At 70.9% G+C, this 26,290-nt stretch carries 28 protein-coding genes, 1 pseudogene and 1 riboswitch; of the genes and pseudogenes, 24 read left to right on the top strand and 5 right to left on the bottom strand.

Going from position 1 to position 26,290, the window contains the following annotated elements; genetic code table 11:
- The first annotated feature begins 29 nt into the window (after window positions 1-29).
- Window positions 30-140, top strand: a riboswitch (TPP riboswitch).
- The 12 genes and pseudogenes from C3E78_RS17045 to C3E78_RS16990 all read left to right on the top strand — a co-directional run bounded on the left by C3E78_RS17045 (window position 130) and on the right by C3E78_RS16990 (window position 9,862).
- On the top strand, window positions 130-747 hold the full coding sequence (locus tag C3E78_RS17045) for an ECF transporter S component (protein WP_108580475.1): 618 nt from the start codon (window positions 130-132) through the stop codon (window positions 745-747). (Overlaps the previous riboswitch by 11 nt.)
- Window positions 748-2,136, top strand: a complete 1,389-nt coding sequence (locus C3E78_RS17040; protein WP_108580473.1) for an ABC transporter ATP-binding protein — start codon at window positions 748-750, stop codon at window positions 2,134-2,136. It abuts the gene before it with no gap.
- An 11-nt stretch (window positions 2,137-2,147) separates the two neighbouring features.
- Entirely contained in the window at window positions 2,148-2,828 is a 681-nt protein-coding gene (locus C3E78_RS17035) for an energy-coupling factor transporter transmembrane component T family protein (RefSeq protein WP_108580471.1), read from the top strand.
- Between the two features lie 86 nt (window positions 2,829-2,914).
- Window positions 2,915-3,373, top strand: coding sequence for a MaoC family dehydratase (locus C3E78_RS17030; protein ID WP_108580469.1), 459 nt, complete (start codon window positions 2,915-2,917; stop codon window positions 3,371-3,373).
- Between the two features lies 1 nt (window position 3,374).
- Window positions 3,375-4,589 carry an acyl-CoA dehydrogenase family protein gene (locus C3E78_RS17025; protein WP_108580467.1) on the top strand — a complete coding sequence of 405 codons (1,215 nt, stop codon included), beginning with the start codon at window positions 3,375-3,377 and terminating at the stop codon, window positions 4,587-4,589.
- The gene (locus C3E78_RS17020) at window positions 4,586-5,407 is read left to right on the top strand and encodes an SDR family oxidoreductase (RefSeq protein ID WP_108580465.1); all 822 of its coding nucleotides are present in this window, start codon (window positions 4,586-4,588) and stop codon (window positions 5,405-5,407) included. Before C3E78_RS17025 ends, C3E78_RS17020 begins: the two co-directional genes overlap by 4 nt.
- A gap of 102 nt (window positions 5,408-5,509) precedes the next feature.
- Entirely contained in the window at window positions 5,510-5,887 is a 378-nt protein-coding gene (locus C3E78_RS17015; protein WP_135804938.1) for a hypothetical protein, read from the top strand.
- Complete coding sequence (gene map, locus C3E78_RS17010) at window positions 5,884-6,651, top strand: type I methionyl aminopeptidase (protein WP_108580461.1); 768 nt, start codon at window positions 5,884-5,886, stop codon at window positions 6,649-6,651. The genes C3E78_RS17015 and map overlap by 4 nt, the downstream gene beginning before the upstream one ends.
- 87 nt (window positions 6,652-6,738) lie before the next feature.
- Window positions 6,739-7,898: pseudogene (locus C3E78_RS17005) on the top strand (inorganic phosphate transporter).
- Window positions 7,899-7,909: 11 nt separating this feature from the next.
- Window positions 7,910-8,200, top strand: coding sequence for a hypothetical protein (locus C3E78_RS17000; RefSeq protein ID WP_108580459.1), 291 nt, complete (start codon window positions 7,910-7,912; stop codon window positions 8,198-8,200).
- A complete protein-coding gene (locus C3E78_RS16995) occupies window positions 8,197-8,472 on the top strand; it encodes a DUF3349 domain-containing protein (RefSeq protein ID WP_108580457.1) in 276 nt (91 codons plus the stop codon). Before C3E78_RS17000 ends, C3E78_RS16995 begins: the two co-directional genes overlap by 4 nt.
- Before the next feature lie 151 nt (window positions 8,473-8,623).
- Window positions 8,624-9,862, top strand: a complete 1,239-nt coding sequence (locus C3E78_RS16990) for an HNH endonuclease (protein WP_108580455.1) — start codon at window positions 8,624-8,626, stop codon at window positions 9,860-9,862.
- A gap of 39 nt (window positions 9,863-9,901) precedes the next feature.
- On the opposite strand, the gene C3E78_RS16985 is transcribed toward C3E78_RS16990, so the two are convergent.
- Entirely contained in the window at window positions 9,902-11,311 is a 1,410-nt protein-coding gene (locus C3E78_RS16985; protein WP_108580947.1) for an amidase, read from the bottom strand.
- 18 nt (window positions 11,312-11,329) lie between these two features.
- Here C3E78_RS16985 and C3E78_RS16980 point away from each other — a divergent pair, with 18 nt between their 5' ends.
- Complete coding sequence (locus C3E78_RS16980) at window positions 11,330-11,857, top strand: 2'-5' RNA ligase family protein (protein WP_108580453.1); 528 nt, start codon at window positions 11,330-11,332, stop codon at window positions 11,855-11,857.
- Between the two features lie 9 nt (window positions 11,858-11,866).
- Complete coding sequence (trhO, locus tag C3E78_RS16975) at window positions 11,867-12,772, top strand: oxygen-dependent tRNA uridine(34) hydroxylase TrhO (RefSeq protein WP_108580452.1); 906 nt, start codon at window positions 11,867-11,869, stop codon at window positions 12,770-12,772.
- On the opposite strand, the gene C3E78_RS16970 is transcribed toward trhO, so the two are convergent.
- Window positions 12,756-13,436, bottom strand: coding sequence for a TetR/AcrR family transcriptional regulator (locus tag C3E78_RS16970; RefSeq protein ID WP_199906860.1), 681 nt, complete (start codon window positions 13,434-13,436; stop codon window positions 12,756-12,758). The two genes, trhO and C3E78_RS16970, sit on opposite strands and share 17 nt — an antisense overlap.
- A gap of 128 nt (window positions 13,437-13,564) precedes the next feature.
- Here C3E78_RS16970 and C3E78_RS16965 point away from each other — a divergent pair, with 128 nt between their 5' ends.
- A complete protein-coding gene (locus C3E78_RS16965) occupies window positions 13,565-14,119 on the top strand; it encodes a TIGR03086 family metal-binding protein (RefSeq protein ID WP_108580450.1) in 555 nt (184 codons plus the stop codon).
- A gap of 14 nt (window positions 14,120-14,133) precedes the next feature.
- Here C3E78_RS16965 and C3E78_RS16960 read toward each other — a convergent pair whose 3' ends face one another.
- Window positions 14,134-15,330 carry a winged helix DNA-binding domain-containing protein gene (locus C3E78_RS16960; RefSeq protein ID WP_108580448.1) on the bottom strand — a complete coding sequence of 399 codons (1,197 nt, stop codon included), beginning with the start codon at window positions 15,328-15,330 and terminating at the stop codon, window positions 14,134-14,136.
- A gap of 132 nt (window positions 15,331-15,462) precedes the next feature.
- On the opposite strand from C3E78_RS16960, the gene C3E78_RS16955 reads away from it, so the two are divergent.
- A complete protein-coding gene (locus C3E78_RS16955; RefSeq protein WP_159085933.1) occupies window positions 15,463-16,026 on the top strand; it encodes a TetR/AcrR family transcriptional regulator in 564 nt (187 codons plus the stop codon).
- Window positions 16,027-16,057: 31 nt separating this feature from the next.
- A complete protein-coding gene (locus tag C3E78_RS16950; RefSeq protein ID WP_108580444.1) occupies window positions 16,058-18,310 on the top strand; it encodes an MMPL family transporter in 2,253 nt (750 codons plus the stop codon).
- Between the two features lie 83 nt (window positions 18,311-18,393).
- On the opposite strand, the gene C3E78_RS16945 is transcribed toward C3E78_RS16950, so the two are convergent.
- Together C3E78_RS16945 and C3E78_RS16940 are read right to left on the bottom strand one after the other, a co-directional pair.
- Window positions 18,394-18,879 carry a hypothetical protein gene (locus tag C3E78_RS16945; RefSeq protein ID WP_135804967.1) on the bottom strand — a complete coding sequence of 162 codons (486 nt, stop codon included), beginning with the start codon at window positions 18,877-18,879 and terminating at the stop codon, window positions 18,394-18,396.
- A complete protein-coding gene (locus tag C3E78_RS16940; RefSeq protein ID WP_108580440.1) occupies window positions 18,876-19,487 on the bottom strand; it encodes a hypothetical protein in 612 nt (203 codons plus the stop codon). The genes C3E78_RS16945 and C3E78_RS16940 overlap by 4 nt, the downstream gene beginning before the upstream one ends.
- A 136-nt stretch (window positions 19,488-19,623) precedes the next feature.
- On the opposite strand from C3E78_RS16940, the gene dnaK reads away from it, so the two are divergent.
- The 7 genes from dnaK to C3E78_RS16905 all read left to right on the top strand — a co-directional run bounded on the left by dnaK (window position 19,624) and on the right by C3E78_RS16905 (window position 26,226).
- Entirely contained in the window at window positions 19,624-21,468 is a 1,845-nt protein-coding gene (gene dnaK / locus C3E78_RS16935; RefSeq protein ID WP_108580438.1) for a molecular chaperone DnaK, read from the top strand.
- Window positions 21,465-22,067, top strand: coding sequence for a nucleotide exchange factor GrpE (locus C3E78_RS16930; protein WP_108580436.1), 603 nt, complete (start codon window positions 21,465-21,467; stop codon window positions 22,065-22,067). The genes dnaK and C3E78_RS16930 overlap by 4 nt, the downstream gene beginning before the upstream one ends.
- 20 nt (window positions 22,068-22,087) lie before the next feature.
- Complete coding sequence (gene dnaJ, locus C3E78_RS16925) at window positions 22,088-23,230, top strand: molecular chaperone DnaJ (protein ID WP_108580434.1); 1,143 nt, start codon at window positions 22,088-22,090, stop codon at window positions 23,228-23,230.
- Window positions 23,230-23,637, top strand: coding sequence for a heat shock protein transcriptional repressor HspR (locus C3E78_RS16920; protein ID WP_108580432.1), 408 nt, complete (start codon window positions 23,230-23,232; stop codon window positions 23,635-23,637). The genes dnaJ and C3E78_RS16920 overlap by 1 nt, the downstream gene beginning before the upstream one ends.
- Before the next feature lie 100 nt (window positions 23,638-23,737).
- Window positions 23,738-24,205, top strand: coding sequence for an RDD family protein (locus tag C3E78_RS16915; protein ID WP_108580430.1), 468 nt, complete (start codon window positions 23,738-23,740; stop codon window positions 24,203-24,205).
- Window positions 24,206-24,298: 93 nt separating this feature from the next.
- Complete coding sequence (locus C3E78_RS16910; RefSeq protein ID WP_108580428.1) at window positions 24,299-25,312, top strand: SPFH domain-containing protein; 1,014 nt, start codon at window positions 24,299-24,301, stop codon at window positions 25,310-25,312.
- Window positions 25,309-26,226: a diacylglycerol kinase catalytic domain-containing protein gene (locus C3E78_RS16905; protein ID WP_108580426.1), complete on the top strand. Its 918-nt coding sequence runs from the start codon at window positions 25,309-25,311 to the stop codon at window positions 26,224-26,226. The genes C3E78_RS16910 and C3E78_RS16905 overlap by 4 nt, the downstream gene beginning before the upstream one ends.
- Window positions 26,227-26,290 lie beyond the last annotated feature (64 nt).

The following is a 26,290-nucleotide window of genomic DNA, read 5'->3' as shown; positions in this document are numbered from 1 at the left end:
CGGCGGCGCGCGATCCGCGGTAGTCTCGAACCACACGACAGGGGAGCGCCTGAGCAGAGGGCGCTGAGAGTGCGGATCAGCCGCAGACCCTTGAACCTGCACCGGTTAGTACCGGCGAAGGGAGTCACGATGAGTTCTGCAACCACGTCCACATCCGGGTTCACCGTGCGGTATCGCACGATCGACCTGGTCACCGTCGCCACCTTGGGAGTCGCCTTCGGCGTCATCTTCTGGGGGTGGAACAAGGCCTACGAACCGCTCAGCGACCTGGCGGTCTTCGGCTACCCGCCCAGCTCGGCGCTGCTGGCAGGTGTCTGGCTGACGGCGGGTGTCGTCGGCGGCCTGGTGGTCCGCAAGCCCGGCGCGGCCTTCGCGACCGAGCTGATCGCCGCGGCGGTCTCGACCGTCGTCATCGGCGGCAGCCAGTGGGGATTCAGTACCCTGGCCTCGGGCTTCTGGCAGGGGCTCGGCGCCGAGCTGGTGTTCCTGCTGTTCTTCTACCGCCGGTTCGGCCTGGTCGTCGCGGCGCTGGCCGGTGCGGTCGCGGCCGGCTTCGAGGCGGTCTACGAGTGGTCCTCGTACTACCCGGACTGGGACTGGCCCTACAAGTTCGCGCACCTCGGCTTCTTCGTGGTCTCGGGCATCGTCATCGCCGGCGTGGGCGGCTTCGCGCTGGTCCGGGCCCTCGCGGCCACCGGCGTCCTCGATGCGTTCGGGGCCGGCCGCGAGCAGGCCGTCGAGGTCTAGGTGCGCGGAGACGTCCGGTTCGACGGCTTCACCTGGCGCCCGCTCGGTCGCCGTGAGCCGGTCGTCGCGGGCCTCGACCTGACGATCGGTGCCGGCGAGCGCGTGCTGCTCGTCGGCCCGAGCGGGTCGGGCAAGTCCACGATGCTGCTGGGGCTGGCCGGTGCGCTGGGTGCGACGATCGCGGGCGAGCTGACCGGCTCGGCCGCGGTCGACGGTCGCATCGGCCTGCTCCTGCAGAATCCCGCCGACGCGGTGGTGGCCGAGCAGATCGGCCGCGACGTCGCCTTCGGGCTGGAGAACCTGCGGGTCGGGCGCGAGGAGATCTGGCGCCGGGTCGACCACGCGATCGAGGCCGTCGGTCTGCGCCACGGTCGCCAGCACCCGACGGGCGCCCTGTCCGGCGGGGAGCAGCAGCGACTCGCGCTGGCCGGCGTGCTGGCGCTGGAGCCCGACGTGATGCTGCTGGACGAGCCGACCGCCATGCTCGACGCCGCGACGGCCGCGACCGTGCGCGACGCGATCGTGTCGGCGTCCCGGGGCCGCACGATGATCGTGGTCGAGCACCGCATCGGCCCGTGGCTGGAGCACGTCGACCGGGTCGTCGTGCTTTCCGCGGACGGCCAGGTCGTGGCCGACGGGGACGTGGCGTCGTTCGTGACCGGCCCCCCGCCGGCCGGCGTGTGGACTCCCGGCATGACCGCCCCGGTCCCGCTCGACGTCCCGGCCGAGCTCGTCGCACCCGTGGGCGCGGGGCCCGAGGTCGTCCTCGACAAGGTGGCCGTCGACCTCGTGCTGCGGACCTTGCGAGGTGTCCAGCGCACCCGTGCGCTGGAGGGGCTGGACGCGACCGTCCGGCCAGGCCAGGTGTCCGCGTTCACGGGCCCCAGCGGTGCGGGCAAGTCGACTGCTGTCGGCGTCGTGGGAGGACTGATCCCGGTGAGCGAGGGCACCGTGACGCCGCGCCTGCGGGCGATGAGGTCACGCGCCCTCGCGGCAGTCGCCGGGTGGGTCCCGCAGAATCCCGAGCACGGCTTCCTCGCGCGCACCGTCGCCGAGGAGGTGAGCCGGTCGTCGCGGCGCCTCGAGCGGGAGGTCGACGTCGCCGGCATCCTGGACGTCTTCGGCCTGGGGCGGTTCGCCCCGAGCAATCCCTATCGGCTCTCCGGCGGCGAGCAGCGGCGGCTCGCGATCGCGGCCGGGCTCGCGCACCGTCCGGGCCTCGTGCTGCTCGACGAGCCGACGGTCGGCCAGGATCCCTCGACGTGGGCAGCTGTCGCCGGCTGGGTCGAGGCGACCCGGCTCGCGGGCGCCACGGTCGTGGTGTCCACGCATGACGCCGACCTGCGCCGCGACGTCGACATCGCCCTGGCCGCGGGGGTCCTGCGGTGAGAAGGCTCGTGATGCGGCTCAATCCGCTGGTGCTCTTCTCGTTCGGCCTGTTCTCGCTGATCGGCTCGCTGTTCGTCCGCGATCTGACGACGGCTGCCTGGGCCGTCGGAGCCTACGCGCTCGCAGCCGTGCTGTTCCTGCCGTCGTGGCGCTACCCGTTGCTGTGCCTGCTCCTGTCCGCGGTCGCCGCCGTCACGATCGTGTACTCGACCTGGCGGCTCGGCGGTCGGGACGTGCCGGAGGCCATCACGGCCGGTCTGCGGATCCTGGTGCTGGCCTGGCCCGGCTCGGTGATGCTGGGCTATCTCGACCCGGCCCGGTTGGGTGACTACCTCGCGCAGTCCCTGCGGCTGCCGGCCCGAATGGTCGCGGCGTTCTCGGCGGCGCTGCAGCGATTCCTCGGCTTCCACCTCGCGTGGCAGCAGCTCGACCGGGTCCGGCGCGCCCGCGGGTTCGGCGCCCGGCGCAACCCCCTGGCGAACGGGCCCTACATCGCCGACATGTCCTTCGCGCTGCTCGTGCAGGCGCTGCGCGGTGCATCCGCCTCGTCGATCGCGATGGATGCCCGGGGCTTCGCGACCGCCCACGACCGGACCTGGGCCGAGCCCGCGTCCTGGAGCGGTCTGGACCGCGCCGCGACGGTGCTGGCCGCGGCGCTGGGGGCTGTCCCTGTGGTCGTCCACCTCATCTGACCTCTGGCGTGCGGACGGCCCGACGGCTAGGGTGCGGACTAAGCAAGCGCTTACCCCGTACCCCCGTCCTGCAGTGAGGTCACTCCATGCCCCGTGTGTTCGCCAGTCTCGAAGAATTCAAGGCCGCCGCCGGAGAGGAGATCGGGACCAGCGGCTGGCTCACGGTCACCCAGGAGCAGATCAACACGTTCGCCGACGCGACCGGAGACCACCAGTGGATCCACGTCGATCCCGAGCGTGCGGCACAGGGTCCCTTCGGCGGGACGATCGCCCACGGCTACCTGACCCTGTCGCTGCTGCCCGTCCTCGCCCAGCAGATCTACTCGATCGAGGGCCTGGCGTTCGGCATGAACTACGGCGCGAACAAGGTGCGCTTCCCCAGCCCCGTCCCGGTCGACTCCCGCCTCCGTGCGACCGCCACGCTGCTGGAGACGAAGGACATCGCGATCGGCACCCAGCTGGTGATCAGCTTCGTGGTCGAGCGTGAGGGCGCCGACAAGCCCGTCTGCATCGCCGAGGTCGTCTACGTCATGGCAGGTGAGTGAGATGCAGTTCGGACACGACGAGAAGACCCTGGACCTCGTCGCGAAGGTCGAGGCGTTCATGGACGCCGAGGTCTACCCGGCCGAGGGGATCTTGAAGCAGCAGATCGAGGAGAACGTCGCGAACGACCGCTGGACGTTCCCGCCGATCGTCATGGAGCTGCGCGCGAAGGCCAAGGCCCAGGGGCTGTGGAACTTCTTCGACCCGAGCGAGAACGGCGCGGGCCTGACGAACCTGCAGTACGCCCCGATCGCCGAGATCACCGGCCGCAGCATCCAGATGGCCCCGGCGGTCTTCAACTGCGCCGCGCCCGACACCGGCAACATGGAGGTGCTGAGCATGTTCGGCACCGACGAGCAGAAGAAGAGGTGGCTCGAGCCGTTGCTCGCGGGCGACATCCGGTCCGCGTTCGCGATGACCGAGCCGCAGGTCGCGTCCTCGGACGCCACCAACATCGAGCTCAGCATCGTCCGTGACGGCGACGACTACGTCATCAACGGCCGCAAGTGGTGGATCACCGGCGCGATGAACCCGGACTGCAAGATCTTCATCGTCATGGGCAAGACCGACCCGGACGCCGACCGGCACCGCCAGCAGTCGATGATCCTGGTCGAGCGGGACACCCCCGGACTCGAGATCATCCGCGGCATGCACGTCTTCGGCTACCACGACCGCGACCACGGTGGGCACGCCGAGATGCGCTTCACCGACGTCCGTGTGCCCGCGTCGAACCTGATCGCCGGCGAGGGCGAAGGCTTCGCGATCGCGCAGGCCCGCCTCGGACCCGGGCGCATCCACCACTGCATGCGCTCGCTGGGCATCGCCGAGCGCGCGGTGGAGATGATGAGCCGCCGGGCCCTCGAGCGCGTCGCGTTCGGCAAGCCGATCGCCGACCAGGGTGTCGTCCGGGACTGGATCGCGGAGTCGCGGGTCAAGATCGAGCAGCTGCGCCTGCTGACGCTGAAGGCCGCGTGGTTGATGGACACCGCCGGCAACAAGGCGGCGCACACCGAGATCCAGGCCATCAAGATCGCGACGCCGCAGACCGTCGAGTGGATCCTCGACAAGGCGATCCAGGTGCACGGCGCGGGCGGCCTGTCCCAGGACTTCCCGCTGGCCGAGTGGTTCGCCGGGATGCGCACCCTGCGCTTCGCCGACGGTCCGGACGAGGTGCACAAGAACGCCCTGGCCCGCGCCGAGATCAAGAAGTACAAGTGACCCTCGACGTCGACGGCGCGGTCGCGGTCGTCACCGGCGCCGCGAGCGGCATCGGTGAGGCCCTGGCCCAGCGCCTGCTCGAGCGGGGCGCCACGGTCGTCATCGGCGACCTGGACGCGTCCCGCCTCGAGCAGACGGCCGCACGGCTGGACCGCGACCACCCGGGACGTGTCTCGCACGTCGCCGGGGACGCCTCCGACGCCGACCACGTGGCCGCGCTGGCCGCCGCCGGCGGTGAGGTCGACGCGTTCTTCGCCAACGCCGGCGTGTTCACGGGCTTCGGCCTGGACGCGACCGACGACGAGTGGGCGCTGTCGTGGGACGTCAACGTCCGCTCCCACGTCCTGGCGGCGCGGGCGCTCGTGCCCGGCTGGATCGAGCGCGCCGCGGCCGGCGGCATGGGAGGCTGCTTCGTCAGCACGGCGTCGGCGGCGGGCCTGCTGACGCAGCTCGGCTCCCCGACCTACGCGACCACGAAGCACGCGGCGGTCGGGTTCGCCGAGTGGCTCGCCGCGACGTACGGGGACCGTGGACTGCAGGTGGTGTGCGCGTGCCCGATGGGGGTGCGCACCGACATGCTCTCCGAGGGCACGACCACGACGGACGCCGACGCGTCCTTGGGGATGCGCTCGGTCGTCAGCGCGGGAGAGCCGGTGACCGCGCTCGCCGTGGCGGACGCCGTGCTCGACGCCGTCGAGGCCGGACGCTTCTTCGCGCTGCCGCACCCCGAGGTCGGCACGATGTACGCCCGCAAGGCCGCGGACACCGACCACTGGATCTCCGGGATGCAGCGCTTCCGCACGTCGCTGGGCGGCTGACGGTCCCTCGTCGACGGGTGGCGGACCCGGCGTCCTGTTCCCGTCGGCGGCCGCAGCCGCGCCCCGCGTAGGCTGGTCGATGACTTGGAAGGGGTGTTCGTCGTGAAGAACGCACGGGCAATGGCGGCACTGGTGATCGCCGAGGCCGTGGTGGTGCTGGTCTACGTGATCGACAGCGTCCGCACCGCCGGCGAGCTCGCGGACTGGACGACCGGTCTGCGGATCGCGCTCGTCGTGGCCGCCCTCGTCGTCGCCGTCATCACGTACGCAGCGTGGTCGCACCGCAACACCGTCCACACGATCTGCGCGATGCTTCTTGGCCTGCTGGGCGGGGCGGCGCTCGTCGCGGCCGTCAGCACCGGCGGCAGCGGCGAGGTCTACGGCAGCGCACCCATGGCGCTCGTCGGCACCCTCGCGACCGTCGCTGCGGTCGTCGTCTCACAGATCGCCATGTCCCGTTCGCAGGAGGCCCCCCGATGATCGAGCTGCTCACCCCCGCCCAGCTGGACGAGATGCGCCCGGCCGGTCGGTTCGTGGCCTCCGTCCTCGCCGCGCTCTCGGAGAAGGCGGCCGTCGGCGTCGACCTGCTCGACCTCGACGCCCTCGCCCACGACATGATCCGCGACGCCGGCGCGGAGTCCTGCTACATCGACTACCACCCGTCGTTCGGTGCGATGCCGTTCGGCAAGGTGCTGTGCACGTCGGTCAACGACGCGGTGCTCCACGGTCTGCCCCACCGCTACAAGCTGCGTGACGGCGACCTCGTGAGCCTCGACTTCGCGGCGTCCCTGAACGGCTGGGTCTGCGACTCGGCGGTCAGCGTCGTCGTCGGCACCCCCCGTGAGGAGGACGTGCGCCTGATCGACAACGCGCAGGAGGCGCTCGACGCCGCGATCGCCGTGGCACGCCCGGGCAACCGCGTCGGCGACATCTCCGCCGCGATCGGCGCCGTGGGACGTTCGCACGGTCTGAAGATCAACACCCAGTTCGGTGGTCACGGGGTCGGCCGGACGATGCACGGCGACCCGCACATCGCGAACGACGGCAGGGCCGGCCGCGGCCTGCCCCTCAAGCCGGGTCTCGTCATCGCGATCGAGCCGTGGTTCCTGCACACCACGGACGAGATCCGCATGGACGAGGACGGCTGGACCATCCGCAGCGCCGACGGCTCCCGCGGCGCGCACGTCGAGCACACGATCGCGATCACCGAGGGTGACCCGATCATCATGACCGCGCGCGACTGAGCCGCCACCGAGGTCGACGGGTGAACATCGGCTGAACACCCGGTCCGGACCCTCGACGGGGGACCGGCCGGGGCTCACCGTAGGAGAGTGACCGAGTCCCTCATCATCCTGATCCTCGTGGTGGCGACGGCACTGGCCTTCGACTTCACCAACGGGTTCCACGACACCGGCAACGCCATGGCGACGTCCATCGCCACCGGCGCCCTGGGACCGAAGACGGCCGTGACGCTCAGCGCCGTGCTCAACCTCGTCGGGGCCTTCCTCTCGACCGCCGTCGCCGCGACGATCGCCAAGGGCCTCGTCGACGCGAACCTGGTGACGCTCGAGATCGTCTTCGCGGGTCTCGTGGGCGGGATCACCTGGAACCTGCTGACCTGGTTGCTGGGCATCCCGTCGAGCTCGTCGCACGCCCTGATCGGCGGCGTCATCGGCGCGATGCTCGCCGCGGCCGGCTCGAGCGGCGTGGAGTGGAAGGGCGTCGTCTCGAACGTGGTCCTGCCGGCCGTGCTGTCACCCGTCATCGCCGGCGTGGTCGCGACACTCGGGACGTGGTCGGTCTACCGCGTGACCCGGGGGTCCCCGAGCGCAGCACCGATCGCGGGTTCCGCATCGGGCAGATCGGTTCGGCGTCACTCGTGTCGCTCGCGCACGGCACGAACGACGCGCAGAAGACGATGGGCATCATCTTCCTCGCGCTGATCTCGTACGGCAGTGTCAGCGCCGACGAGAGCCTGCCGCCGGCCTGGGTCATCGTCTCGTGCGCCACCGCGATCGCGCTCGGGACGTACCTCGGTGGCTGGCGCATCATCCGCACCCTCGGCAAGGGCCTCATCGAGATCAAGTCGCCGCAGGGCATGGCTGCCGAGAGCTCGTCGGCTGCGATCATCCTCCTCGCCAGCCACTTCGGCTTCTCGCTGTCCACGACCCACGTCGCGACCGGATCGATCCTCGGTGCCGGTCTCGGGAAGCCGGGCGCCGAGGTCCGCTGGCGGGTCGCCCTGCGGATGGTCGCCGCGTGGGTCGTGACGCTCCCGGCGGCAGCGCTGGTCGGTGCCGGCGCGTACGGCGTCACGGCAGGCGTGGGCGGCCTCGCCGGCGTGCTGGTGGTCTTCGTCGCCATGCTGGCCGTCGCCGCCCTGATCTGGCTGAGGTCGCGCGCCGACGCGGTGGACCACGACAACGTGAACGACGAGTGGGACGACGCGTCGACCCGGCGACGGGCCGCCACCGTCGGCGCACAGAACTGAGAGGCACGGACATGGATGGTTGGCTGGACGTCGGAGCGCTGCTCAAGGTGCTGGTCTTCGGGATCGTCGCGGGGGCCGGACTGCCGACCCTGTTCGCGGCGGGGGTGCGCGCGCAGGCGGTCGGCGCGGGGACGGTGCGTGGCCAGCACCTGGCCGGGGACCGCCGGCCGTTGGTGACGGCGGTGGCGTACCTGTGCTTCGCGACGGTCGCCGCGGCCGTCGTCCTCGGCGTCCTGTTCGTCGCCCGGGACTTCATCGGGCACCACACCGGGTGGTACGTCCTGGGGGCGGAGGAGAAATGACGAGACCGTCGTTCCTGGAGTCGGTCGTGGGCTGGCTGCGCGAGGGCTACCCGCAGGGCGTCCCCCCGCAGGACTACGTCCCGCTGCTCGCCCTGCTGCGTCGTCGGCTGACCGACGAGGAGGTCGCCGCAGTGGTCGACGAGCTGGTGGCATCCGGTGCGGTGCCCGTCGGCTCGGTCGACATCGGGGCCAGCATCACCAAGGTCACCGACGCGCTGCCGTCCGCCGACGACATCGACCGGGTCCGGCAGCACCTACCCGCCGGTCTGTGACGAGCGGTCCCGGCGCGGCCTCGTGGGCCTCGGACGGTGCTCGCGAGTCCATCATGGCACGACGGTCGGACACGTGATAATTCCTGTGATATCAATGAAAAAGTGCTGACGAAGTCTTGTGCTCGAACACCTGTTCGAGTAGATTGAGGGTATGGATCCGGAGCCCACGATCGACGCGATGCGCACCGCCGCGCAGGCGCTCTCGTCGGGTGACACCCGCGAGAAGCTCCACGCGGTGCAGGCTGCTCAGGACGCGTTGGACGCGGCGAAGGCGGTGCTGCTGGCCGAGCTCCAGGCCGCAAGGGAGTTCGAGCTGGACGGAGCGTCGACGTTGAACACGTGGGTGCGCAACCAGCTGCGGCTCAACGCCGGCCAGGCGACCCGGCTGGTGCGCAACGTGAACGCGCTCCGGGACCTGCCTTTGGTGGCTGAAGCTGCCACGACGGGTCGGATCAGTGCCGCTCACGTGCAGGTGTTCGTCTACGGACTCGCCCACGTCGGGTTGGAGCCGATGCGGGAGTACGAGGAAGCACTGGTCACGATCGCCTGTGAGCGGGACCCGGACGAGCTGTTCGACGCGGTCAAGCGACTCAAGGACCGCACCCATCCCGAAGACCTGGACGACGCGTGGCGGGGCGGGATGGAGAAGGAGGACTTCGCCGTCGACGCCCTGCCCGAGGGGTGGCACGTCAGCGGATTCCTCAACACGCTGACCGGGCTGAAGCTCAAGAAGGTGCTCGACTCCGTCTCCGCACCCCACGATGCGGAGGACACCCGCACCGGCGCCCAGCGACGGGTGCAGGGCCTGGACGACCTGCTGTCCTCGATCCTCGGAAACGGGCTGCCATCCGACAAGGGCGTGCGCCCGCACATGTCGGTGTTCGTCGACGCTGAGACCGTCGAGGCAGCGGCCGAACGCGTGCGGCAGGACACCGAGCACCCCCACCGGGTGCCGGACCCGATGCCGGTCACCGAGCCGGCCACCCTCGCCGGTCACGGTGCGATCGGCCCCCACTTGTTGATGTTCCTGTTCTGCATGTCCGGGATCACCGGTTTCGTCCGCGACCAGGACCAGGTCCTGAACGTCGGGCGGACCAAGTACGAACCGAACCTCAAGCAGCGCAAAGCAGTCCTGGCCCGACAGAAGGGCATCTGCGCCGCACCCGGCTGCAACCACACCCACCTAGAAGTCCACCACAGCGTCTGGTGGTCCCTCGGTGGCTCAACCGATCTCGACCAGCTCGTCGGGCTGTGCGTCCGCTGCCATCACCTGGTGCACCGCGGGCTGCTGCACATCAGCGGTGACGCGGTCGGCGGGTTCGTGTTTGCGGATCGGTACCAGCGCCCGGTCCGCCGTCGACGACGAACCGGCTACCGCCGAGCCGCCTGACCACGGGTCCGGCGGCCCACCGGCATGTCCGGCCCCGGGTCAGAACCCCGGCGGTCGACGACCCGCCCACGGCGCGGCCGCCTCGACCTGGGCGCAGAGGCTGAAGAGCAGGCCGTCCCGTCCGGGGTGTGCCGCGAGCATCACCCCGATCGGGAGGCCGTCCTCGGACCAGTGCAGCGGGAGAGTCGCCGCCGGTTGGCCGCTCATGTTGTAGAGCCCCGTGTACGGCGTGTAGAGCAGCTCCCGGTGGTGGTCCTCGACCGGGTCACCCGACTCGTTGAACCATTCGAGCGGCTGCGGCGGCAGGGCCAGGGTCGGGGTGAGGAAGGCGTCGAACGGCTGCAGCCCGGTGATGACTTCGCGAGTCGTCGCCTCGAGGAACTGTATGGCCGTGGCCAGCTCGACGGCAGAGGCCCGGCTGCCGCGCTCGCGCCAGTAGCGGGTGTTGGCGCGCAGCAGCGGCTCGGCCTCCGCGGGGATGGGCGCACCTGCGATGCCGCTGGACCAGATGACGTTGAACTGCGGCTCGAGTGCCTGCGGGAACGGGTTCGCGATGTCGACGAGCTCGTGGCCGAGCGACTCCAGCAGGGTTCCGGCCCCTTCCCAGGCGGCGACGGCGTCTGTACTCGGCTCGATGCCGTCGAGGTGCGTGCCCGACCACCGGGCGATCCGCAGCCGTCCGGGCTCGCGTCGTACGCGCTCGGCGAACGGGACGTCGGGGTCCGGCAGGGGGCGCACGTCACCGGGCATCGCGTGCGCCATCGCGTCGAGGAGCGCAGCGGCGTCTCGGACGGTCCGGGTGAGTGGCCCGTCCACCCCGAGACCGCTCCAGTCCGAGCCGGTCGGGCCGGCGCTGACCCGTCCCCGGCTCGGCTTGAACCCGAAGATGCCGCACGAGCTGGCCGGGATGCGGATCGAGCCGCCGCCGTCGCTGCCCTGGGCCAGGGGCACGAGCCCGGCCGAGACGGCGGCCGCGGCGCCTCCGCTCGACCCGCCCGCGTTGCGGGTCAGGTCCCACGGCGTGCGGGCCGGGCCCACGATGTCGTTGTCGGTGTACGACGACAGACCGAACTCGGGGGTGTTGGTCTTGCCCAGGCTGATGAACCCGGCCCGCCGGACGAGGTCGACGACGTACGCGTCCACGTCCGGGACGAACCCCCGCATCGCCGCCGAGCCCATCGACGTCGGGACGCCCGCGGTCGGCGTGAGGTCCTTGATCGCGGTCGGCACCCCCGCGAACGGCGGGGCCGCGCCGGACGCGATCGAGGTGTCGGCCGCGGCTGCCGCAGCCAGCGCCTGCTCGGCGGTCACGGTGACGAACGCACCCAGCGCGGCGCCGTGCCGGTCGATCCGGTCGAGGTGGTGCTGCACCAGCTCGACCGACGAGACCTGTCGGTCCCGCAGGAGGTCGGCCTGGTCGGTGGCGTCCAGCTCGTGCAGCTCCGTCATGTGCACGACGATAGACCGATGGTGCAGTCGGTCGAGCTCGTCCTGGACGCGGGACTCGAACGGCTCGTGCGCGAGGAGTGGGACCTCCTTCTCGCTGCGGACCTGCCGAGCCAGGCGCGGCACCCCGGCCAGTCGAACGTCCCGCACGTCACGGTCGGTCTCGCGGGTGCGGTGACCCCGGCCGCGGAGGAGGCGTTGCGCGCGGTGCCGGAGCCTGTGGGCATGGTCGTCCGCCTCGGCGGCTGGCTGGTCTTCAGCGGGCGCCGCCACGTCCTCGCGCGTGCGGTCGTGCCGTCCGCCGCACTGCTCTCGCTCCACGAGCGGGTGTCGGCGGCGATGGCCGGTCTGCCGGAGCAGCCCTCGACGACCGCACCGGACGGATGGACGCCCCACGTCACGCTGGCGCGCCGGTTCACCACGGACCAGCTCGCCCTCGCCCTGGACCTCCTGGCCGACCGGCCGCGAGAGCTCGTGGGCTCGATGGCCGGCCTGCGCCGGTGGGACGGGGACGCGCGGGTGGCGTGGACCCTCGCGGCCACCTCCTAGAATCGACAGGTGGCCACTCCCAAAGTCCTGCTCTTCTACGGCTTCGCGCCGCTCGCCGATCCCGACGCGATCCGGCTGTGGCAGCGCACGCTGTGCGAGTCCCTCGGCATCCGTGGGCGCATCATCGTGTCGAAGGACGGCATCAACGCGACGCTCGGCGGGGACGTCGTGCAGCTCAAGAAGTACGTCAAGGGCACCCGGTCGTACGCGCCGTTCAAGGACATCGACTTCAAGTGGAGCGCGGGTCGCGCCCTCGAGGACGGCACCACCGCGGACTTCCCCCGTCTGAGCGTGCGGGTGCGCGAGGAGCTGGTGACGTTCGGCGCGCCCGACGAGCTGGAGGTCGACGACCACGGCGTCGTGGACGGCGGGACACACCTGAGCCCCGCGGAGCTGCACGAGCTGGTGGAGCGCAAGGACGTCGTCTTCTTCGACGGCCGCAACCAGATCGAGTCCGACATCGGCCACTTCGCCGGCGCGGTCAGGCCGCCGGTCGAGACGACGCGTGAGTTCATCGCGGCCCTCGACAGCGGCGCGTACGACCACCTCAAGGACCGGCCGGTCGTCACCTACTGCACCGGAGGCATCCGCTGCGAGGTGCTGACCCCGCTGATGAAGAAGCGCGGGTTCCAGGAGGTCTACCAGCTCGACGGCGGCATCGCGACGTACGGGGAGGCGTACGGGGACGACGGCCTGTGGCAGGGCGCGCTCTACGTCTTCGACGACCGCATCTCGATGACCTTCTCCGACCACCCGGTCCTCGTGGGCACGTGCGACACGTGCGGCGCCGGCACCAGCCACGTCGCGGACTGCGGCGACGTCTCGTGCGTGCGCCAGATGGTGCGGTGCGAGGGCTGCGTCGCTCGCGAGCCGATGTGCGACCGGCACGCGATGACGGTCAGCCCGACGGCCTGAGGGTGCGGACCAGGCCCACGACGTCGTCGACGAGCCCGCTGACGCCCGGCAGGCGGGTGAGTCGCAGCGCGCGGTCGACGACCGGGACTGCTTGACGGACCAGCTGACGGGTGCGCTGCTGGTCCTCGCTGGAGTCGTGGACCCAGAACAGCACGACCCCCATCTGGGTCAGCCACAACAGCTCGGGCAGCTCGGTCCGCAGGGCCTTGGCGAGCTTGAGATCGGAGCCCTCCACGACCTCGCGGAACAGGTCGATCGACGCCAGCCGGGTGGTCTCGGACTCGCTGCTGAACGGCGAGAGGGGGCTGGTGGGCTCGGCCGCGGTCTTGAAGAACTTCCCCGCGAACTCGTGGTACGGCTCGGCGACGTCCACCCACGCCAGGAGAACGCCCGTCAGCCGGTCCGCGAACGTCGTGGCGCCGGCCAGCGCCTCCGAGGCAGCCGCGGCGTGCTCGGCGTTGATCCGGTCGTAGTACGCCTGGATCAGGTGCTCCTTGGAGGAGAAGTAGTAGTAGGCGTTGCCGATCGACACCCCCGCCCTGTCGGCGATCGCGCGCATCGTGGCCTTCTCGTAGCCGTTCGTGCGGAACAGCTGCATCGCCGCGTCGATGATCGACTGCCGGGTGTGCTCAGCCTTGGAGGAGCGGGTCGGGGAGTCGGGCACGATCTCAATCTAGCCGCCGACGCACAGCCGGGCCGGTCGCTGGGCGGACGACCGCCTCACGGCTGACGGCTGGGAACTCGTTCGACCGAGCGGTTGTCGTGCTCCGTCGACCGCACGAGAATGGCGAGATGGACACCCCCGCCGACGCCCACCGCCGGGTCGCGGCCGTCTTCTCCGACCGGGTGGCGGGCGTGCAGGAGTGGGACGTGCCGGCACCGGTCGAGGGCTGGACGGCGCGCGACGTCGTCGGGCACCTGACCTCCTGGCTCCCGGGCTTCCTGTCCGGTGGCGGTGTCGACCTGCCGCCCGGACCGGACGTCGAGGACGACCCGGCCGCGGCGTGGTGGCACCATGCGGACGCGGTCCAGGCGCTGCTGGAGTCGCCCCGCGCCGCCGAGGAGTTCAGCCACCCGCACGCCGGGACCCGTGTCCTCGGGGAGGTCGTCGAGAGCTTCTACGTCGCGGACGTCTTCATGCACACCTGGGACCTGGCCCGGGCGACCGGCCAGGACGACACGCTTGACCCCGCCGTCTGCGAGGCGCTGCTGGCCGGGATGGTCCCGATCGAGGACGCGATGCGCAGCTCGGGCCAGTACGGCCCCGCGGTACCGGTGCCGGCGGACGCCTCGGCCCAGGACCGGCTGCTCGCGTTCATCGGGCGTGACCCCGCCTGGACCCCCTGACCGCGCGGGCCAGGTCAGGCCCGGCCGTCCGTGCGACCCAGGAGCGACTTCTCGACCGGTGAGTAGCCACGGGAGCGGGCGGTCAGGCGGACGTCGCCGATCCACGTCGTGAGCCGGTCGGCCTCGTTCTCGAGGGCGGTGCGCCCCTCGGCCCCCACGTCGTCGAGCAGGGTCATGGCGATGTCACCGGACGGCAGGTGGGCCCACCCGCCGACGACGCGGCCGTCCCACCAGATCGTCGGTCCGGCGTTGCCGTTGACGTCGAACAGCGCCTTGCCGTGCTCGCCGAGGTACCAGTCGCGCTGCTTCCAGCCCATCGTCGTGGGGTCGAGCGCCGGCAGCAGCGCACCCCAGGGCTCGACGTCGGGCGTGCTCTCGAGATCGTCGGGCAGGGCGACCGCGGGCGCGCCTGCCAGGTCGACCTCGACCGCTCCGGCGGCCGCCAGGGCCCGGCGGGTGCGGGTCTTGGTCCAGCCTGTCCACCACGTGAGGTCGTCCGGCGAGGCCGGCCCGAAGCGGGCCAGCCAGAGCCGCGCCAGCGTCGCCTCGGCCTCGACCGGGTCGATGGTCGCCGTCGCCTGAGGGGCCCAGAGGTCGAGGGTGGACCAGCGGAACTGGCTCGACGTCCACGACCCTCGCGGCCGGGTGCGGACCACGCCGCCGTCGGCGGACAGGATCGTCAGCAGCCGGCTCGCGATCTTCTGCGTCGTCTCGAACCGGGAGCCCGCGCTGAGCACGACCCGTGTCGCGAGTCGTTCGTCGAGCGCGGCGAGCTCGGCCGACGTCACCTCGCCCGCGGCCCGCACGTGATCGACGGCCACCCGTTCCACCTCGCCCAGCCACGGCTCGACGTCCCGGACCCCAGCAGCCTCGAGCAGGACCAGCAGCTTGCGGCGTTCGTCGCGGGCGACGTCGGCGCCGGCTCCCGCGCGCACGACCGGCACGTCGCGCACCGGCACCGCGAACACCGTGCGCCGCATCGCCAGGACCCGCACGATGGAGCGGTCGTCGTACAGCGCTCGCTCGACGTCCGCGACCTCCACCCCGTCGGTGCGCGCCCGAGCGGCCAGGAACGTGGAGGCCGGATCGGTGCCGTGCAGCGCGACGACCGAGGCCGCCGCGGCGGCGACGTCCGCGTCGCGAGCTCCGGGCGCCAGGCGGTGCCGAACGCCGAGACGGCGGCGGCGTTCAGCGTCGTCGAACCGGTGCATGGCGCGAGGCTAGCGGGCCGGTCGGACACGGGGCACACGGCGGGTGAGCAGGGTCACGGCGTTCTCGATTGTCGCCCTTGGAAGCCGCCCGTAGCATCGAAACGAAACCGTTTCGTACGCATGGGGAGAAGCATGAGCCGTCTGACCGCTGAGAGGCTGCAGGAGCTGTACGCAGGCACGCTTCAGCTGGTCGCCGACCACGGCTACGACAACGTGACGATGGACCAGGTGGCGGAGGCCACCCGCTCCAGCAAGGCCACCCTCTACCGCCAGTGGGGCAGCAAGTCGGCGCTCGTCGTCGAGGCCCTGCAGTGCGTCGGCGGGACCGATCTGGACCTCCCGGACACCGGCTCCCTCCGCGGCGACTTCCTGGCGATGGTCGACCGCAAGGAGGGCCAGGAGCACGACGCCGACATGCTCGCGGCCATCATGCACGCGGTCCGCGACGACAAGGAGCTCGCCGAGGCGGTGCGCGGCAAGATCCTGGAACCCGGCCGCGATCGCATCCGCGAGGTCGTCGCCCGCGCGGTCGAGCGCGGGGAGGTCGCCGCGGACTGCCCGGGGCTGGTCTTCGTCGACTACGTGTTCATCGCTCCCATCGTCCTGCACCACCTGCTCGAGGGGGAGGAGCCGTCACCGGACTTCCTCCGCCGCTACATCGACGGCGCGCTCCTGCCCGCCCTCGGCCTCCACTGACCCTGCACGACACCTACAAGGAAGAACACTCATGGCTTGGTACCTCTACCGGCTCGGGCGCTGGTCGTTCCGGCGCCGTCGGATCGTCATCTCGTTCTGGATCGGTCTGCTGCTGCTGATGGGGGTCGCTGCGAGCACCCTGTCGGGCAAGACCTCCGACACGTTCACGCTGCCCGGGATCGAGTCGGTCGACGCGTTCGAGCTGATCAAGGACCGCACGCCCGGTGCGGCACCCGACGGCGCCACGGCCCGCATCGTCTTCCAGGCGCCGGAGGGCGAGAAGCTCACGTCCGCTGACAACAAGAAGGCCGTCACCGAGTCGCTCGCTGCGATCGACTCCAAGAACGTCGTCGCCGCGAGCGACCCGTTCACGAGCGGGACGGTGTCGAAGGACGGCCGCACCGCGTACTCGACGGTCTCGTACGCGAAGCAGTCCATCGAGCTCAGCGACGCCGACAAGGAGGCGCTGGAGAAGTCGCCCGAGATCGCGAAGGACGCGGGCCTGGAGGTCGCGATCGGCGGCGACGCGCTGCAGGAGATCCCCGAGCAGGGCCTCACCGAGCTGCTCGGCGTCGGGATCGCCGTCATCGTCCTGCTCATCACCTTCGGATCGCTGCTCCTGGCCGGCATGCCGCTCGTGACGGCGATCATCGGCGTCGGCATCGGCGTCGCCGGCATCACCACCGCGACCGGCTTCATCGACCTGGGCTCCTCGACCCCGACGCTCGCCCTGATGCTGGGCCTGGCCGTCGGCATCGACTACGCCCTGTTCATCACCTCGCGCTACCGGCACGAGATCCACGTCGGGCGTTCCCAGGAGGAGGCTGCCGGACGCGCCGTCGGCACCGCGGGCTCCGCCGTGGTCTTCGCCGGCCTGACCGTCGTCATCGCGCTCGCCGGCCTGTCGGTCGTCAACATCAACTTCCTGACCCAGATGGGTCTGGCTGCCGCCGCCACCGTCGCGGTCTCGGTCCTGATCGCCCTGACCCTGCTCCCCGCCCTGCTCGGAGCCGCCCGCAAGAGGACCGGCTGGGGCAAGGTGCCGTTCATCAAGGCGCCGGATCCCGAGGACGAGACGACCGGCAAGACGGTGGGCCGCCGCTGGGCCGACCTCATCACCAAGCACCGGGTCAAGACGTTCGTCGGTGGACTCGTCGTCGCGGGTGTCGTCGCGATCCCCGTCGCCTCGATGCAGCTCGCCCTGCCCGACGACGGCACGGCCGCCGAGGGCTCCGGTCCCCGCGTGGCGTACGACAAGATCGCGGAGAACTTCGGCGCCGGCACCAACGGCCCGCTGCTCGTCGTCGTGGACACCAAGGGGGCCGAGGACCCGGCCAAGGCGGTCGACCTGGCCACGCAGAAGGTCCAGGGCATCAAGAACGACGTCGCCGCGGTCGTCCCGCCGACGCCCGACCCGGCCGACAAGAAGGCCGTGGCTGCGTACGACGCGCAGCTCAAGGACGCGCAGTACGCCACGATCACCGTGATCCCCAAGAGCGGACCCTCGGATGCGGAGACCCAGACGCTCGTCGACGACATGCGCGAGGCCGTGCGCACCGTCGAGGCCGACACCGGTGCGACGGTCTACGTCACGGGCCAGACCGCCGTGGGCGTCGACATCTCCGAGGAGCTGGCGAAGGCCTTCCCGAAGTACCTGCTGGTCGTCGTCGGCCTGGCGTTCGTCCTGCTGATGATCGTGTTCCGCTCGATCCTCGTGCCCGTCAAGGCGGTCCTGGGCTTCCTGCTCTCGGTCGGCGTCTCGCTCGGCGCGACGGTGGCGGTGTTCCAGTGGGGCTGGTTCGCGGACCTCATCGGCGTCGACAAGTCCGGCCCCGTGCTGTTCCTGCTGCCGCTGCTGCTGACCGGCATCCTGTTCGGCCTGGCGATGGACTACGAGGTCTTCCTCGTGTCCCGCATGCGGGAGGAGTTCGTCCACGGCCGCTCGGCCAAGGAGTCGGTCGTGCAGGGCTTCCAGTACGGCGCCCGCGTGGTGACCGCGGCCGCGGCCATCATGATCGGCGTCTTCGGCAGCTTCGCGCTGGGCGACGAGATCATCATCAAGTCGATCGGCTTCGGCCTGGCGGTCGGCGTGCTCGCGGACGCCTTCCTGGTCCGCATGACGATCGTCCCGGCGTTCATGGCGCTCATGGGCGACCGCATGTGGTGGCTGCCGCGCTGGCTCGACAAGGTGATGCCGAACCTCGACATCGAGGGTGAGTCGCTCGCCCGCCACACCGGCGACTCGGTCGGCACGCGCGACGCGAAGGAGCCCGCGCGGACCTGACCGGACCACGCGGCACGACGACACCGGCGTCCTCACCCTCAGGGGTGGGGACGCCGGTGTCGTCTGGGGTGCGGAGGTGGAGCTCAGTCCTCCGTGTACTCCGCGAGATCGCCCTGCGACTCACGGATGTGCGTCCGCTGCATCTTGACGTCGAGCTCGGCCACCATGTGCGCGATGATCGCGGCGATGAAGTCGTTCACCCGCGCCTGCAGGTGGCCGGTGACCTCGGGGTGGACGTCGGCGAGGGCGACCGGCAGCGTCAGCTCGGTGTCCGACCGGGTGACGACGAACGCGGGGTCGCCGCCGCCGTCGGCCACCGGCCACACCGCGACGCGCATGTCCTCGACGACTCCCGGGTGGTCCCGGGCCGTCGCGGTGACGTGCGTGGTGATGCAGCCGGACGCCGGCATCGCCAGTCCCGGCGGCGCGACGTGGGTACCGTCGTCACTCGCGTCGACCGCGATGTCCGCCAGGTGCGCGATCTCGCGCGACACCTGGCGGTCGGTCGTCTCCCACAGCACACCGAGGATGGTGCGCGCGAGGACGTCCGGGTCGGGGGACTGGCTCACGACCACTTCCACGTGGTGAGGACCGAGCCCGCGACCTCGTCGCGGTCCGCCTCCGTCACGCTGGTGCTGTGCGAGAACGTCACGACGTACAGGGCGCCCTTGCGCAGCACGTAGTACTGCTCGGTCAGGTTCTTGTTGCCGTTGAGTTCCTGCGACATGGAGATGTGGGTCGCGGACTCGCCGTCGATCGTGACCGGCTCCTGCGTCTTGACGTCCCTCGCGCCCTGCTTCGTCAGCTCGGAGCCCAGGTTCTTGGTGAGCTCCTCCGTGGTGACGCCGGACGGGGCGGGCGACTGGCGCAGGACGTTGATGTTGTCGGAGAAGCCGTCCTTGTCGGTGCTGTCGACGGCCAGGCTGTCGAAGTCGAAGCCGGCAGGCTTGTTCTTGGGCACCTCCCAGCCCTTCGGGACGGAGTAGGTGTAGTCGGTGCCCTTGATCCGGCCGCCGTCGGCGGGCTCGGCGTCGAAGCCGCGGGTCTCAGAGCTCTTGCTCGACTCCTTCGAGTCCTTCGACGAGTCGCCGTCGGAGCTGTCGCTGCTGCCGCAGCCGGTGAGGGTCAGGGTGGCCAGGATGGTCAGTGCCGCTGCGCGGCGGGAGAGGGTGCGCATGCCCACGAAACTATCGCCTCGAGTCGCTGAGAGCGGAATACGGGTGGCTCGGGCGGGGTTGATAAGATCAGACTCAAGTCAGTTGACACACATTCTTGAAGTCACCCACGAACCACCCACAGCAGGAGGAAACACCATGGCAAGAGCGGTCGGAATTGACCTGGGCACGACGAACTCCGTCGTCGCCGTGCTCGAAGGTGGCGAGCCCACCGTCATCGCGAACGCCGAGGGCGCTCGCACCACTCCCTCGGTCGTCGCATTCGCCAAGGACGGAGAGGTCCTGGCCGGCGAGGTCGCCAAGCGACAGGGCGTGACCAACGTCGATCGCACGATCCGTTCGGTCAAGCGTCACATCGGCACCGACTGGACGACCGAGATCGACGGGAAGAAGTTCAACCCGCAGCAGATCTCCGCGTTCATCCTGCAGAAGCTGAAGCGGGACGCCGAGGCGTACCTCGGTGAGGCGGTGACCGACGCGGTCATCACCGTCCCGGCGTACTTCAACGACCACCAGCGCCAGGCCACCAAGGAGGCCGGCGAGATCGCAGGCCTCAACGTCAGCCGCATCATCAACGAGCCGACGGCGGCCGCGCTGGCGTACGGTCTGGACAAGGCCGACGACCAGACGATCCTCGTCTTCGACCTCGGCGGCGGCACGTTCGACGTGTCCCTGCTGGAGATCGGCGACGGCGTCATCGAGGTCAAGGCCACCAGCGGCGACAACCACCTCGGTGGTGACGACTGGGACGAGAAGATCGTCGACTGGATCGTCACGCGCTTCAAGAGCAGCACGGGCCTGGACCTGACCAAGGACAAGATGGCGATGCCGCGTGTCCGTGAGGCCGCCGAGCGCGCCAAGATCGAGCTGTCGAGCTCGTCCTCGACCTCAATCAACCTGCCGTACATCACGGTCGACGCCGAGAAGAACCCCGTGTTCCTCGACGAGACCCTGACCCGCGCGGAGTTCGAGAAGATCACGTCCGACCTGCTCGAGCGCACCAAGGCGCCGTTCAACAGCGTGATCAAGGACGCCGGCATCGCGCTGAGCGCGATCGACCACGTCGTGCTGGTCGGTGGATCGACCCGCATGCCCGCCGTCTCCGAGCTCGTGAAGTCGCTGACCGGTGGCAAGGAGCCCAACAAGGGCGTCAACCCCGACGAGGTCGTCGCGATCGGCGCCAGCCTCCAGGCCGGCGTGCTCAAGGGCGAGGTCAAGGACGTGCTCCTGCTCGACGTCACCCCGCTGAGTCTCGGCATCGAGACCAAGGGCGGCGTGATGACCAAGCTCATCGAGCGCAACACGACGATCCCGACCAAGCGGTCCGAGGTCTTCACGACGGCCGACGACAACCAGCCGTCCGTCGCGATCCAGGTGTACCAGGGCGAGCGCGAGATGGCCGCGGGCAACCAGCTGCTGGCCACGTTCGAGCTCACCGGCCTCCCGCCGGCCCCGCGCGGCGTGCCGCAGATCGAGGTCACCTTCGACATCGACGCCAACGGCATCGTCAACGTGTCCGCCAAGGACCGTGGCACGGGCAAGGAGCAGTCGATGACCATCACCGGCGGTTCGGCCCTGTCCAAGGACGACATCGACAAGATGGTCAAGGACGCCGAGGCGTACGCCGAGGAGGACCGCAAGCGTCGCGAGGCCGTCGAGACCCGCAACCAGGCCGAGTCGCTCGCGCACACGACCGAGAAGTTCCTCGCCGAGAACGGCGACAAGGTCGGCGACGACGTCAAGGCCGAGGTGCAGGGCGACCTCGACGCGCTCAACGAGGCCCTCAAGGGTGAGGACGCGGACGCCATCCAGGCCGCCGTGACCAAGCTCGGCGAGTCCAGCTCGAAGATGGGTGAGGCGATGTACGCCGCGGCCGCCGCCGACGCGCAGGCTGCCGGCACCGATGCCCCCACCGCCGGCGCGGCCGATGACGACGACGTCGTCGAGGCCGAGATCGTCGACGACGAGGACGACAAGAAGTGACCGAGCCGGGCACGGACTCGGCCCCAGAGCAGGAGCCCACGCCGGCTGAGGAAGCTCAGCCGGCGGAGGCCCCGGCCGGTCCGTCACTGGAGCAGCAGCTGGCCGAGCGCACGCTCGACCTGCAGCGTCTCCAGGCGGAGTACGTCAACTACAAGCGCCGCGTCGACCGCGACCGTGAGCTCGTGCGCGCCCAGGGAGAGGCTGCCGTCCTGCAGTCGCTCCTGACGGTGCTGGACGACATCGGTCGCGCCGCCGAGCACGGCGAGCTGTCCGGCGGCTTCAAGGCCGTCGCCGACTCGCTGCAGAACGCCGTCAGCAAGCACAAGCTCGAGGCGTTCGGCGCGAAGGGCGACGCGTTCGACCCGTCGCTGCACGAGGCGGTGTTCCACGCGGGCGAGTCGGCCGACGTCGACACCACGACCGTCGACACGGTCATGCGCACCGGCTACAAGATCGGCGACCGCGTGCTGCGGGCCGCCACGGTCGGCGTCGTCGACCCGGCCAGCTCGGCGCCGGAACCCGCAGAGCCGTCGACGGAGGCCTCCTCCCCGGAGGCTCCCGCGGCGGAGTCGGCTGACGCCGACGACAACCAGCACTGACGGAAAGGAGGGGTGGGGACATGGCAGCAAGTGACTGGGCGACCAAGGACTTCTACAAGGTCCTCGGGGTCAAGAAGGACGCAAGCCAGGACGAGATCAAGAAGGCGTACCGCAAGCTGGCGCGAGAGAACCACCCCGACTCCAATCCGGGCAACAAGGCTGCTGAGGAGCGCTTCAAGGAGGTCTCCGAGGCGTACGCCGTGCTCTCGTCCAAGGACAAGCGCAAGGAGTACGACGAGCAGCGCAGCATGTTCGGGCAGTTCCGCGGTGCTCCGGGCGGATTCGGTTCCGGGGGCGGGTTCCGCCCACAGGGCGGGGCCGGCCCCCAGGCCGACTTCGACATGTCCGACCTGTTCGGCGGCCTCTTCGGGGGCCGCGGACGGACCCGGCAGCGGCCGCAGGGACGCAAGGGCGACGACCTCGAGACCGAGGCGACGATCAGCTTCGAGCAGGCCGTGGACGGCGCGACGCTGCCGTTGCGGATGACGAGCGACGAGCCCTGCACGACCTGCCACGGCACGGGCGCCAAGCCGGGCACGACGCCCAAGGTGTGCCCGAAGTGCCAGGGCAGCGGCATGGTGACGGGGGCCGCCGGTGGCGTGTTCGCGATGACCGAGCCGTGCGACCTGTGCCGCGGACGGGGGCTCATCGTCGAGCACCCGTGCGAGACGTGCCACGGCTCCGGCCGTGCGCCGACGAGCCGCACGCTCAACGTCAAGGTGCCTGCGGGCGTCAAGGACGGTCAGCGCATCCGGCTCAAGGGCAAGGGCGGCAAGGGCGACAACGGCGGTGCGAACGGGGACCTCTACCTGGTCGTGCACGTCGAGCCCCACCGCCTGTTCGGACGCAAGGGGGACCACCTCACGATCACGGTCCCGGTGACCTTCGACGAGGCGGCGCTGGGTGCGAACATCCAGGTGCCCACGTTGGACGGCCCGCCGGTGCGGATCAAGGTGCCCGCCGGCACGCCCACGGGCCGCACGTTCCGCGCCACCGGCAAGGGCGCGACGACCCGGTCCGGCGGACGGGGCGACCTGCTCGTGACCGTGGAGGTGCAGGTGCCCAAGCAGCTCACCGACGAGGAGCGGGCGGCGGTCGAGGCGTTCCGTGAGGCGCGCGGCGCGGACTCGCCGCGTGACGGGATGTTCGAGGCGGTGTCGTGATGGCCGGGGACGCCGGCAAGCGCGGATCGGGGCCCGGCTTCCAGCCCCCTGGCCCGGAGGCCAAGGTGTTCGTGATCAGCGTCGCCGCGGAGCTGTCCGGGCTGCACCCCCAGACACTGCGCACGTACGACCGGCTGGGCCTCGTCGCCCCCGGTCGTACGGGCGGCGGTGGGCGGCGCTACTCGCTGCGTGACATCGAGCTGCTGCGCACGGTCGCCCGGCTGACCGCCGAAGGCCTGGGCCTCGAGGGCGTCAAGCGGGTCATCGAGCTCGAGAACCAGGTGCTCGCGCTGCAGGAGAAGGTCGCCGAGCTGCAGGCCGAGCTCGCCCAGTCGAAGCTGCCGCAGAACCTGCCGGCAGTGATCGCCGACAACCAGCTGGTGATCTGGCGCAGGATGCGTCGCTGAGAGCCTTTCGCGTCACGCCGCCGACGCGGCGAATGTGCTGCGCTGCGGGGCCGGGTATCGCTACGGTGTGGTCGACATCACTCCCGAACCTGGAGCTCCCATGACCAATCCGTACGGCGCACCACCCCAGGCCTCCACCAGCCAGCCCTTCGCGAGCTGGGGCCTGCGCGTGGCCGCGACCCTCATCGACGCGATCCCCACCGTCGTGGTCTTCTTCCTCGCGGCATTGCTGTTCGGCACGGCCGAGACCTCCGACGGCAGCTCCTCGTTCCAGCTCAAGGGCGCCGGGGCCGCCCTGTACTACGGGCTCGCGCTCATCTACTTCATCGCGAACACCGTGTACCTGCAGGGCACCACGGGGCAGTCGATCGGCAAGAAGGCCGTCGGCATCGCGATCTACCGTGCCGGGACGACCCAGCCCATCGGGGCCGGGCTCAGCTTCGGTCGCTCCCTGCTGCACATCCTGGACAGCCTGCCGTGCGGTCTGGGCTATCTCTGGCCGCTGTGGGACAAGGAGAACCGGACCTTCGCCGACATGATCGTCTCGTCGCGTTCGTACAAGGTCTGAGACGCGTCGGGCGGCCTCACCGCCGCCCGACGTCTCGGACGTGCTTGGAGACAGGCAGACTGGGTCCGCACCGCACTTCTCCCAGGGGGCCCCATGGCTGACATCACCAGGCGACCGTTCGTCCACCACCTGCGCTCGGACCCGACGTCGTTCGTCCTCCAGCTGCGCGGCGGTGCGGTGAAGCGGTCGGGTGCTGGTGTCTCCTTCTGGTTCCGACCGAGCACGGCGGCGCTGGCGGAGGTCCCGTTGGACGACCGCGAGCAGGCGCTGATGTTCCAGGCGCGGACGTCTGACTTCCAGCTCGTCTCGGTCCAGGCGACCGTGACCTACCGGGTCTCGGACCCCGCCGTGGCTGCGACCCGCATCGACTTCGGCGTCAACCCGCGCACCGGCGACTGGAACGCCCGCCCCCTCGAGCGGCTGGGTGGCCTGCTCACCGAGCTGGCGCAGCAGCCCGCCCTGGAGTACCTGGCAGGGGTCTCGTTGGCGGAGGCCCTGGCCCACGGCATCGGCCCGGTGCGCCAGCGGGTGGCCGAGCAGCTCGCCGACGACCAGCGCCTGGTCGAGCGGGGACTGTCGGTCACCGACGTCCGGGTCGTCGCGATCCGTGCCGAGGCCGATCTCGAGCGCGCCCTGCAGACCCCCACGCGTGAGCGGGTGCAGCAGGAGGCCGATCGGGCGACGTTCGAGCGGCGCGCGGTGGCGGTCGAGAACGAGCGGGCCATCGCCGAGAACGAGCTGACCAACCAGATCGAGCTGGCCCGCCGCGAGGAGGAGCTCGTCGCCCAGCGGGGGCAGAACGAGCGCAGGCGGGCGAGCGAGCAGGCGGAGGCGGACAAGATCGCGACCACGGCGAAGGCCGAGCGCCAGGGCCTCATGGCGAAGGCGGACGCCGACCGCACGCGGGAGCTCGGCGCCGCCGACGCGACGGCCGAGGCCGCCAAGTTCGCGGCGTACGGCGACGTGGACCAGAGCAAGCTGCTGGCCCTCGCGCTGCGCGAGCTCGCCGCGAACGTCCCGCCCCTCACGCACCTGAGCCTGACCCCGGAGCTGCTGGCGCCGCTGCTGGACCGGCTGGGTGACGGGCGGGAGACGGTGACGGAGTGAGCCTGCGGCCCCGCGCCGTCGTCGTGCACCGCCGTTCCGAGTACGACGACCTGCTGGCCCGGCACGGCACGCACGGCCAGGCCGAGTTCTACCTGGCCCAGCGGGGCCGCGACATCGCGGAGGTGCAGCAGCGCCACGTCGCGCTGGCCACTGCGATGAGCGAGGTGTCGGCCGGCCTACCGGTGCACTGGCGGCGGGTCGAGGTCGAGCGGGACGAGCTCGACCGGTTCGTCTTCGGGCCGGAGGACGTCGTCGTCGCGGTCGGTCAGGACGGTCTGGTGGCCAACGTCGCGAAGTACCTGTCCGGCCAGCCGGTTGTCGGCGTCAACCCGGAGCCGCGTTGGAACCCGGGCATCCTCGTGCCCCATGCCCCCGCCTCCGTGAGCGCGGTGCTGACCGCCCTCGGGCGCGGTGCCGCGGTGCTCGAGGACCGCACGATGGTGGAGGCGGTGACGGACGACGGCCAGGAGCTCCGTGCGCTCAACGAGCTGTTCATCGGTCATCCGAGCCACCAGTCCGCGCGCTACGTGATCCAGGCCGACGGCCGCCAGGAGCGGCACTCCTCCTCCGGCATCCTCGCGGGAACGGGGACCGGGGCCACGGGCTGGCTGCGGTCGAGCTGGCAGGAGCGACGCAGCGAGCTGCCGCTCCCGCTGCCGACGTCGCCCGAGCTGTGCTGGTTCGTGCGGGAGGCCTGGCCCTCGCCCGCGACGGGCACGACGTTCACGGAGGGGATCGTCCCGGACGCGGGCTCCCTCGTCGTCGCGGTCGAGTCCGATCGGCTGGTGTGCTTCGGCGACGGCATCGAGGCCGACTCGATGTCCCTGTCCTGGGGCCAGCGGCTCACGATCCGACGGTCGTCGCGCCGTCTGCGCCTCGTCCACCAGGCCGGCCAGGGACGAGCCAGGACCTGAGCCGCCCCTCGGGGCCCCGACCGGCGTCCGACCGCTACATTGTGGGCTCGGACCCTCTGAGCAA

Source organism: Aeromicrobium chenweiae, assembly GCF_003065605.1.
In the GTDB taxonomy this organism is placed as follows: Bacteria; Actinomycetota; Actinomycetes; order Propionibacteriales; family Nocardioidaceae; genus Aeromicrobium; species Aeromicrobium chenweiae.
Note: the sequence above shows the minus strand (reverse complement) of the source record. Positions and strands in the feature narration are given on the sequence as shown.

Coding starts and splice junctions, on each gene's coding strand:
- C3E78_RS16950 (WP_108580444.1), top strand. CDS start 16,058: ATGGCTTGGTACCTCTACCGGCTCGGGCGCTGGTCGTTCCGGCGCCGT.
- dnaJ (WP_108580434.1), top strand. CDS start 22,088: ATGGCAGCAAGTGACTGGGCGACCAAGGACTTCTACAAGGTCCTCGGG.
- C3E78_RS16910 (WP_108580428.1), top strand. CDS start 24,299: ATGGCTGACATCACCAGGCGACCGTTCGTCCACCACCTGCGCTCGGAC.
- C3E78_RS17030 (WP_108580469.1), top strand. CDS start 2,915: ATGCCCCGTGTGTTCGCCAGTCTCGAAGAATTCAAGGCCGCCGCCGGA.
- C3E78_RS16980 (WP_108580453.1), top strand. CDS start 11,330: ATGGTGCAGTCGGTCGAGCTCGTCCTGGACGCGGGACTCGAACGGCTC.
- C3E78_RS16955 (WP_159085933.1), top strand. CDS start 15,463: ATGAGCCGTCTGACCGCTGAGAGGCTGCAGGAGCTGTACGCAGGCACG.
- dnaK (WP_108580438.1), top strand. CDS start 19,624: ATGGCAAGAGCGGTCGGAATTGACCTGGGCACGACGAACTCCGTCGTC.
- map (WP_108580461.1), top strand. CDS start 5,884: ATGATCGAGCTGCTCACCCCCGCCCAGCTGGACGAGATGCGCCCGGCC.
- C3E78_RS16940 (WP_108580440.1), bottom strand. CDS start 19,487: ATGCGCACCCTCTCCCGCCGCGCAGCGGCACTGACCATCCTGGCCACC.
- C3E78_RS16990 (WP_108580455.1), top strand. CDS start 8,624: ATGGATCCGGAGCCCACGATCGACGCGATGCGCACCGCCGCGCAGGCG.
- C3E78_RS16995 (WP_108580457.1), top strand. CDS start 8,197: ATGACGAGACCGTCGTTCCTGGAGTCGGTCGTGGGCTGGCTGCGCGAG.
- C3E78_RS16915 (WP_108580430.1), top strand. CDS start 23,738: ATGACCAATCCGTACGGCGCACCACCCCAGGCCTCCACCAGCCAGCCC.
- C3E78_RS16920 (WP_108580432.1), top strand. CDS start 23,230: ATGGCCGGGGACGCCGGCAAGCGCGGATCGGGGCCCGGCTTCCAGCCC.
- C3E78_RS16985 (WP_108580947.1), bottom strand. CDS start 11,311: ATGACGGAGCTGCACGAGCTGGACGCCACCGACCAGGCCGACCTCCTG.
- C3E78_RS17035 (WP_108580471.1), top strand. CDS start 2,148: ATGCGGCTCAATCCGCTGGTGCTCTTCTCGTTCGGCCTGTTCTCGCTG.
- C3E78_RS17045 (WP_108580475.1), top strand. CDS start 130: ATGAGTTCTGCAACCACGTCCACATCCGGGTTCACCGTGCGGTATCGC.
- C3E78_RS17025 (WP_108580467.1), top strand. CDS start 3,375: ATGCAGTTCGGACACGACGAGAAGACCCTGGACCTCGTCGCGAAGGTC.
- C3E78_RS16965 (WP_108580450.1), top strand. CDS start 13,565: ATGGACACCCCCGCCGACGCCCACCGCCGGGTCGCGGCCGTCTTCTCC.
- C3E78_RS17000 (WP_108580459.1), top strand. CDS start 7,910: ATGGATGGTTGGCTGGACGTCGGAGCGCTGCTCAAGGTGCTGGTCTTC.
- C3E78_RS16960 (WP_108580448.1), bottom strand. CDS start 15,330: ATGCACCGGTTCGACGACGCTGAACGCCGCCGCCGTCTCGGCGTTCGG.